The sequence below is a fragment of the Pseudodesulfovibrio pelocollis genome (assembly GCF_030282845.1).
In the GTDB taxonomy this organism is placed as follows: domain Bacteria; phylum Desulfobacterota; class Desulfovibrionia; order Desulfovibrionales; family Desulfovibrionaceae; genus Pseudodesulfovibrio; species Pseudodesulfovibrio pelocollis.
The window spans coordinates 1-7,763 of sequence record NZ_JASTWE010000073.1; the positions used below are offsets into that span (position 1 = coordinate 1).

The following is a 7,763-nucleotide window of genomic DNA, read 5'->3' on the forward strand; positions in this document are numbered from 1 at the left end:
AGTTCAAGGCCGAAGCGTACTTCTTGTACGCGAGGGTTTGAACTTTTTGAAGCAACGACGCAGATCGCCGTTTTTCAACAGCCTCCTAGAAATCGGCCACGCTGTTGCCGAATCCCTGGGCGCGGGTGCCGCCGCCCTTGGTCTGGCCCGAGAGCTTGAGTTCTTCCTGCTGGGCCTTGAGCAACTGGTCGTTGAGCTGCATGAGCTGGGCCTGCTTGGCCTGGATCTGCTGCTGCTTCTGCTTTTCGGGCAGGTCCGACTTCTCAAGGTCGTCGATTTCCTTTTCAAGCTGCTTGATCTGCTTCTCAAGAGAGCTGATGAGCTGCTCCTGCGGGGAGGATTCGTCGCTTTCGCCTTTGGCCAGGCCGGATTCCTCGCCCTTGGCAGCGGCGGCCAGGGCGCGCGCCTCCTGGGAGAGGGTCAGGGTGTCGCCCTGCTGCTCCGGGGTCTTGGCTGCCCTGGATTCTTCATCCGAGGTTTTTTCCAGGGCGGGCGCGGTGCGGATGTCCAGGGCCTCGGCCAGTTGTGCCGGGTTCTGCATCATGCCCAGTTCGATTCCCATGGCTGTCTCCTTTGCGTGAAAGCTGGTTCTTCAATGGGTCTTATCGGCGGCCTTGCGGCGTTTCTTTAGGGCGACAAGGCGGCACAAGGCGGTTGCGCCACAGGGACAAAACAAGGTAGCGTGGCCAATACCCAGCGCATTGCATCCACGCGAGGAGCCACATGAGCGTCATCAACCTGGAATATCTCTTCAAGCCGAGGTCCGTGGCGGTCATCGGCGCCACCAACGAGCCGCGCAACCCGGGCAACATCGTCATGCGCAACCTCATGGCGGGCGGATTCCTGGGGCCGGTCATGCCCGTGTCGGACACGGCCGAGGCCATCGCGGGCGTGCTCACCTACCCTTCGGTCAAGGCCCTGCCCAAGGTGCCGGACCTGGCCGTGGTCTGCTCGCCGCTCGACGAGGTGCCCGAGATCATCCATTCCCTCAGGCAGGGCGGCACCCGGGGCGCGGTGCTCATGGGCTCGGGGTTCTCGGGCATGAGCGCCGAGGAGCGCCAGGACATCAAGGCCACCATCCTCAAGATCGCCAGCCCGCCGGACATCCGCATCCTCGGGCCGAAATCGCTCGGCTTCATGGTCCCCTCCCTCAATCTCAACGCCTCCCTGGCCCATATCGGGGCCGCGCCGGGCAAGGTGGCCTTTGTCTCCCAGTCCGACTCGCTCTTTGCCACGGTCCTGGACTGGGCTCAGGCCAAGGGTGTGGGCTTCTCGCACATGGTCGCCCTGGGCAGCCGCATCGACGTCTCCTTTGCCGACATCCTCGACTACCTGGCCTCGGACCCGCAGACCCGTTCCATCATGCTCTATGTGGAGTCCCTCAAGGACGCGCGCGAGTTCATGTCCGCAGCCCGGGCCGCCTCGCGCAACAAGCCGGTGCTGGTGGTGCGGCCGGGGCAGGCGCTGGACGTGGTGCACGACGAGCACCGGCACCAGGAGGACGGCGGGCACCGGCTCTGCGACGCGGTCTACGACGTGGCCTTCCGGCGCGCGGGCATGCTGCGCGTGGAGAACATCGACGGCCTGTTCGACGCGGCCCAGACCCTGGGCACCCTGCGGCACGTCTACGGCCGCAAGCTGGCCATCCTGACCAACGGCACCAGCGCGGGCATCCTGGCCGCGGACAGGCTGCTGGCGGGCGGGGGCGAGCTGGCCCCGCTGGCCGACGAGACCGTGACCGCCATCGACGCCCTGCTGGGCGAGGAGAACTGGTCGCGCTCAAACCCGGTGGGCATCCCCTTCAACGCCGACGGCAAGGCCTATGCCGAGGTGGTCAAGCTGCTGCTCAAGGACAAGGGGTCCAACGGCATCCTGGTCATGCATGTGCCCTGGACGGCCGTGCCGGACCTGGATGTGGCCACCGCCCTGTGCGAGGCGCTCAAGCGGGCGCAGCGCATGGTGCTCACGGCCTGGCTCGGCTCGGGCACGGCCATCCAGTCGCGCGAGATTTTCACCCGGGCGGGCATCCCCACCTACGAGACGCCCACCCACGCCGTGCGCGCCTTCCTGTACATGGCCGAGTACCAGCGCAACCAGGAGATGCTCATCGAGACGCCCGATTCCCTGCCCACGGACTTCTTTCCGGACACCAGCCGGGCCAGGGAGATCGTGCGCAAGGCCCTTGACGCCGGGCGGACCAGCCTGACCGAGCCCGAGGCCAAGGACATCCTGGCCGCCTATGGCATCCCGGTGGTGGAGACGCGCATCGCGCTCTCGGCCAAGGAGGCGGTCATCGCGGCCGACGAACTGGGCTATCCCGTGGCCATCAAGCTCAGAAGCCCGCAGATTCCCCAGCCCTTCGACATGGGCGGCGTGCTGCTGGACCTGGAGACCCCGGAGCGGGTCTGGGAGGGCGCGGCGTCCATCCTGGCCCGGGCCACCCGCGAGCGGCCCGATGCCTACATCGAGGGCTTCACGGTCCAGAAGATGGGGCGCAGGCCCGGTGCCCACGAGCTGGCCATCTCGGCCGATGTGGACCCTGTCTTCGGCCCGGTGCTGCATTTCGGCCACGGCGGCATGGCCCGCGAGATGATCCAGGACTCGGCCCTGGCCCTGCCGCCGCTGTCCATGAGCCTGGCCCGCGAGCTGATCGGCCGCACCCGCATCTCGACCCTGCTGGGGGGCTCGCCCTCGCACCCGCCCGCAGACATCGACGATCTCTCCCTGACATTGATCCAGATATCCCAGCTCATCGTGGACGTGCCCCAGATCGCGTCCATCGACATCAACCCTCTGTACGCCGACAACGAGGGAGTTCTCGCCCTGGGCGGCAAGATCACCATCGCGCCCTTTGAGGGCGAGGGCGAACGGCGGCTGGCCATCCGGCCCTATCCCCGGGAGCTTGAGGAGTGCGTCACCCTCAAGGGCGGCCGCCACGTCACCATCCGGCCCATCCGGCCCGAGGACGAAGGCACCCACCGCGCCTTCCTGGCCAAGCTCACGGACGAGGACCTGCGGCTGCGTTTCTTCGGCGTGGTCCAGCGCGACTTCGGCCACAAGGACATCGCCCGCTTCACCCAGATCGACTACGACCGCGAGATGGCCTTCATCGCCACGGCCCACGACGAGCACGGCGAGCCCGAGACCCTGGGCGTCATGCGTACGAACACCAAGCCCGACAACTCCGAGGCCGAGTTCGCTATCGTGGTCCGCTCGGATCAGAAGGGGGAGGGCCTGGGCAGCCTGCTTTTTCACAAGGGCATCCGCTATACCCGCGACCGGGGCACCCGCCGCCTCACAGGCCAGACCATGATCGAGAACAAGGCCATGCAGGGGTTGTCCCGCAAGTTCGGCTTTGTCGTCACCCCAGACCCGCACGACGGGGATCTGGTGGACATGGTCCTTGATCTGGAGACGGTCAAGGAGTAGCGCGTGGGCCGTTCGACCGAATCCCCGGCCGTGGTCCACCACACGGGCCTTGAGTGGACCGGCGGCGCCACGCGCGTGGCCCGGCTCCTGGCCGGGGGCATGGCCGTGTCGGGCCTGCCCGTGCGGCTGACCTGCGAGGTGGCCGAGTCAGGAGTGCATCGCGAAGAATCGCCCCATGCCTTTGCCTCCTCGGTGGTCACCCCGGACGGTTTCGGCCCGGCACTGGCCCCGGGGGAGACGGCCCACATCCACTGCACCGGGGACTGGCCCGGCCTGCTCGGGGCCATCCCGCAACGGACTCAGATGGTCATGACCCTGCACGACTGCGAGCTCTTCACCGGCGGCTGCCCCTATCCCCTCGACTGCCAGGGCTTGGAGGCGCAGTGCGTCGCCCCCTGTCCCCGCGCCTTTGCCGACAGCGACCGGGTGCGCCATCGCAAGTACCAGTCGCTGCACCGGTTGGACCCGGTCCTCATCGTCCCGTCGCGCTGGCTGGCCCGGCTGGCCAAATCCCACCTGCACCGGCCCGTGACGGTCATCCCCAACGGCATCCCCTGGCCCGACCACCCCATGTCCCGCCACGAGGCGCGCGCCCGGCTGGGCATCCTGCCGGCGGCCCGGGTGGCCGTGTTCGCGGCCCATGGCGGCCTGGGCGCGGCCTACAAGTCCGGGGGCGACTGGCGCGGCCTGTGGGGGGCCATCAAGGCGCGCGTGCCCGGCGCGCTGTGCTTTGCCGTGGGCGGCGATACCGAGGGGCGCGAAGGCGATCTGGTCATCTGGCCCTATGTGGAGCGCGAGCGCCTGGCCCTGCTCATGGCTGCGGCCGACGCGCTCCTTTACCCCACCCTGGCCGACAACCACTCCCTGGTCATCCTCGAAGCCATGGCCCAGGGGCTGGCCGTGGTGGCCCACGCCGTGGGCGGGGTGCCGGAGCAGGTGGGCCACGACGAGACCGGCCTGCTGGTGGAGCCGGGCGACAGGGCAGCCTTCATCGAGGCCGCTGCCGCGCTCCTGGCCGACCCGGCCCGCTGCCGCCAGTTGGGGACCAACGCCTTTGTCTCGGGCCGCAGGCGGTTCACGGCGCAGCGCATGATCGCCGACTATCGCAAGGTCTATCGTCAGCTCGGGAAGCCGCGCCCGGCCCAGGGGGAGCCATGAGCCGCGCCGCCATCCTCGCCCTGGCCTATCTGCCGTACTATCTCAATGATTTCGTCAACATCACCGTCACCGACTACACGGCCTGGGTACTCATCGACTATGCCATGCGGTTTGGCATCATCGTCTTTCTCCTGGTCATGCTCAGGCGCGGGGCGCTGGACCGCGCCTCCCTCGGCCTGACCTGGCCGCCGGTCACGGACCTGATCCTGTGGACCGTGGCCACCTCGGCAGCGGCCATGGCCTACCTCTGGCTCTCGGAGTTCGTCCTTGCCCCGCATTTCCCCACCTGGGCGCTGGGCGGGGTGCCGCTGGACACGGCCTCGCCCCTGTTCCGCTTCGACGCCACGGCCGGGCTGGTCCTCGTGGCCGTGAGCGAGGAGCTGGTCTGCCGGGGGCTGGCCCTGTCCGTGCTGCGGCCGCGTCTGTCCGTCCCGGCCCTGTATGTGGTCTCGGCCCTGCTCTTCTCGCTCATGCACTGGTCCCTCTCGGCCCACACCCTGACCGACGCCTTCATCTACGGCCTCATCCTGACCCCGGCTGTCCTGGCCACCGGCTCCATCTGGCCCTCCACCATCGTCCATTTCCTAATCAACTTCGTCCTCTATCATATGTAGGGCCGACCCCTCTTCCGGTTCAGCCTGTCCAAAGGAAAAGGCCCGGGGCGCAATGCTCCGGGCCTTCCAATGGCGGGATGATGGACGAAAAAAGTCAGTTCCTGCGGATGCGCTCCACGAGACTCGTGGTCGAATAGCCGGGCAGGAGCGGCAGGCTGTGCACCGCGCCGCCAGCCTGCTCGACCACGTCGCGGCCCACGATGGTCTCAGTGGCCCAGTCGCCGCCCTTGACCAGCACCTGGGGCCGGACCGCCTTGATCAGCTCAAGGGGCGTGGACTCGTGAAAGACGATGATGAAGTCCACGCAGGCCAGCCCGGCCAGGACAAAGGCGCGGTCGTCCTGGGGGTTGAGGGGCCGGTCGCCGCCCTTGCCGAGCATCTGCACCGATTCGTCGGAGTTGAGGCCCAGCACCAGGGAGTCGCCCAGGGCGCGGGCGCGGGTCAGCAGGTCCACATGGCCAGGGTGCAGGATGTCGTAGCAGCCGTTGGTGAAGACCAGCCTGTGGCCGGGCGGCAACTCCGCCTTTCTCTTGAGAAAGGTGCGGATGGACATGAGCTTGGGGTTGGCGGGCAGGGCCATGGACTATCTCCTGGGCTTGAGGTTCGGGGAGGCGTGGAAGAGCATCAGTTCAAGCCAGTCCATGGCGAATTCCAGGGCCGCTTCCTCGTCTTCCAGCACTGCCTTGCGGCGGGCTTCGTCCATGTCCAACCGGGCGAAAAGCCGGGTCTGGACGATGAAGCGCTGGAACTCGTCGAGCTTGTACAGGGCCAGGGTGGCCATGTGGCCCATCTTCTCGGGCACGGGCGCGCCAGCCTGGCGGATGCGGGCCAGCAGGGTCATGTAGCGGTCGTTGCTGGCCGTGTAGGCCATGAACCCCTGGTCCTGCTTCCAGGAATCCCCGGTCCATTCGTCAGGTTCATCGAAGCCCAGGCAGTGGTCCTCGCGCACGATGAAGAAATGCTCGCGCACCCCGCCCTGGCCATCGGGCCGGGTGGCCCTGCCCAGGGGGTACATGCGGCAGGCGCCGGGCCTGTCCGGGTAGACCGAGCAGCCCGCATCGCGGACAAAGGGACAGCTGCGGGCCTGATTGTCGATCATGCGCAGCCGGAATTCGGGAAACCCGGTGTCCGGCACCGTGTGCATGGTGGTGTGGGCGCGCAGGAACTCGACGCTGCCAAGGCCCAGGGAGCGGCGCAGGCGCAGGACGTCATAGGGCGTGAGCACCAGGTTCAGGTCGCTGCAACAGGCGTTGAAGCAGGCGACGGCCGGGTGACATTTGAAATGGTAGGTCTTGTCCGCCTCCAGTTCGGGGAGGCTGTCCAGGAATTCCCGGGTCTGGTCGTCGTGCATGGGGTCTCCGGTCTTGACTGTGGCGGGCGGGTCGGTTCCCGCCCCGGCACGAGGTGTCCTAGCACGGCCCGGGACCGATGGCAAAGCCCGGCAAGGCGGCCACGGCAGCCTTTGCAATCCCGAAGCTCTCTGATAGGACGGGAGACAAAGGAGGGCGCATGCCGAAGCTGAAGCTTGTGAGCATGGTCAAAGCGGCCGGCTGAGCCGCCAAGATCGCTCCGGGGGACCTGGAGCAGGCACTTTCGGGCATGTATGTCCGCACGGATGACCGCGTGTTGGCCGGAGGCCCCGGCGACAACGAGGACGCCGTGGTGTTGTCTTTTCCCCCGGGCAAGGCGCTGGTCCAGACCGTGGATTTCTTCACCCCGGTGGTCAATGATCCCTACCGCTTCGGCCGCATCGCCGCGGCCAACGCCCTCTCCGATGTCTACGCCATGGGCGGCGAGCCCTTCTCGACCATGAACATCGTCTGCTATCCCATGAAGAAGCTCTCGGGCGCGGTGCTGCGCGAGGTGCTGCGCGGCGGCCGCGACGCGGTGGAGGAGGCCGGGGCCGTGCCTTCGGGCGGTCACAGCGTGGAGGACGATGAGATCAAGTACGGCCTGGCCGTGTCCGGCACGGTCGATCCGGCCCGGTTCGCGTCCAACCGGGGTGTGCGCCCGGGCGATACCCTGCTTCTGACCAAGCCCATCGGCACCGGGGTGCTGGCCACGGCCATCAAGGGCGAGATGCCGGGCAGCGAGGCCATGGAAGACACCCTCTTCGAGGTGTGCGGGCGGCTCAACAGGGCGGGCGGCCGCGTCATCGCCGAGCTGGGGTTGACCGGGGCCACGGACATCACCGGCTTTGGCCTGGGCGGGCATCTCATCGAGCTGGCCGACGCCAGCCGCGTGACCATCGACCTGCGCATGGACGCGGTGCCGCTCATCCCGGGCGCGCTGGAGCTGGCGGCCATGGGCATGCTCCCGGCCGGGTCCATCTGCAACCGGACCCACTACCTGCGACGCACCCGGGTGGCTCCGGGCCTGGACCCCATCACCCTGGACATGATGTTCGACGCCCAGACCTCGGGCGGGCTGGTCCTGGCCGTGCCGCCGGACAAGCTCGACCGGGCCGTGGACATGCTCGAAGCGGCCGGCGACCTTGCCGCGCCCATCGGCACGGCCCGAACCAGGGACCACGACACCCCCCTGACCATCCTCTGACCAGAG

At 67.9% G+C, this 7,763-nt stretch carries 7 protein-coding genes; 4 read left to right on the forward strand and 3 right to left on the reverse strand.

The features are described from left to right. Nucleotides 1-85: 85 nt before the first annotated feature. Complete coding sequence (locus QQS14_RS15755; protein ID WP_285907974.1) at nucleotides 86-562, reverse strand: FlxA-like family protein; 477 nt, start codon at nucleotides 560-562, stop codon at nucleotides 86-88. A gap of 161 nt (nucleotides 563-723) precedes the next feature. Here QQS14_RS15755 and QQS14_RS15760 point away from each other — a divergent pair, with 161 nt between their 5' ends. From QQS14_RS15760 to QQS14_RS15770, 3 genes are read left to right on the forward strand one after another with little or no spacing between them, the layout of a single operon-like run. Beyond that, nucleotides 724-3,429, forward strand: a complete 2,706-nt coding sequence (locus tag QQS14_RS15760; protein WP_285907975.1) for a bifunctional acetate--CoA ligase family protein/GNAT family N-acetyltransferase — start codon at nucleotides 724-726, stop codon at nucleotides 3,427-3,429. Between the two features lie 3 nt (nucleotides 3,430-3,432). Beyond that, nucleotides 3,433-4,587 (forward strand): glycosyltransferase, encoded by a 1,155-nt coding sequence (locus QQS14_RS15765; RefSeq protein WP_285907976.1) that lies wholly within the window; start codon nucleotides 3,433-3,435, stop codon nucleotides 4,585-4,587. Beyond that, nucleotides 4,584-5,201 carry a CPBP family intramembrane glutamic endopeptidase gene (locus tag QQS14_RS15770; RefSeq protein WP_285907977.1) on the forward strand — a complete coding sequence of 206 codons (618 nt, stop codon included), beginning with the start codon at nucleotides 4,584-4,586 and terminating at the stop codon, nucleotides 5,199-5,201. The genes QQS14_RS15765 and QQS14_RS15770 overlap by 4 nt, the downstream gene beginning before the upstream one ends. Nucleotides 5,202-5,295: 94 nt before the next feature. Here QQS14_RS15770 and rfaE2 read toward each other — a convergent pair whose 3' ends face one another. Next, complete coding sequence (gene rfaE2, locus QQS14_RS15775) at nucleotides 5,296-5,781, reverse strand: D-glycero-beta-D-manno-heptose 1-phosphate adenylyltransferase (RefSeq protein WP_285907978.1); 486 nt, start codon at nucleotides 5,779-5,781, stop codon at nucleotides 5,296-5,298. Nucleotides 5,782-5,784: 3 nt separating this feature from the next. After that, the gene (locus QQS14_RS15780) at nucleotides 5,785-6,552 is read right to left on the reverse strand and encodes a YkgJ family cysteine cluster protein (protein ID WP_285907979.1); all 768 of its coding nucleotides are present in this window, start codon (nucleotides 6,550-6,552) and stop codon (nucleotides 5,785-5,787) included. Nucleotides 6,553-6,710: 158 nt separating this feature from the next. On the opposite strand from QQS14_RS15780, the gene selD reads away from it, so the two are divergent. After that, a complete protein-coding gene (gene selD, locus QQS14_RS15785) occupies nucleotides 6,711-7,757 on the forward strand; it encodes a selenide, water dikinase SelD (RefSeq protein WP_285907980.1) in 1,047 nt (348 codons plus the stop codon). Nucleotides 7,758-7,763: the final 6 nt, after the last annotated feature.

Coding starts and splice junctions, on each gene's coding strand:
- QQS14_RS15770 (WP_285907977.1), top strand. CDS start 4,584: ATGAGCCGCGCCGCCATCCTCGCCCTGGCCTATCTGCCGTACTATCTC.
- QQS14_RS15780 (WP_285907979.1), bottom strand. CDS start 6,552: ATGCACGACGACCAGACCCGGGAATTCCTGGACAGCCTCCCCGAACTG.
- QQS14_RS15760 (WP_285907975.1), top strand. CDS start 724: ATGAGCGTCATCAACCTGGAATATCTCTTCAAGCCGAGGTCCGTGGCG.
- QQS14_RS15755 (WP_285907974.1), bottom strand. CDS start 562: ATGGGAATCGAACTGGGCATGATGCAGAACCCGGCACAACTGGCCGAG.
- rfaE2 (WP_285907978.1), bottom strand. CDS start 5,781: ATGGCCCTGCCCGCCAACCCCAAGCTCATGTCCATCCGCACCTTTCTC.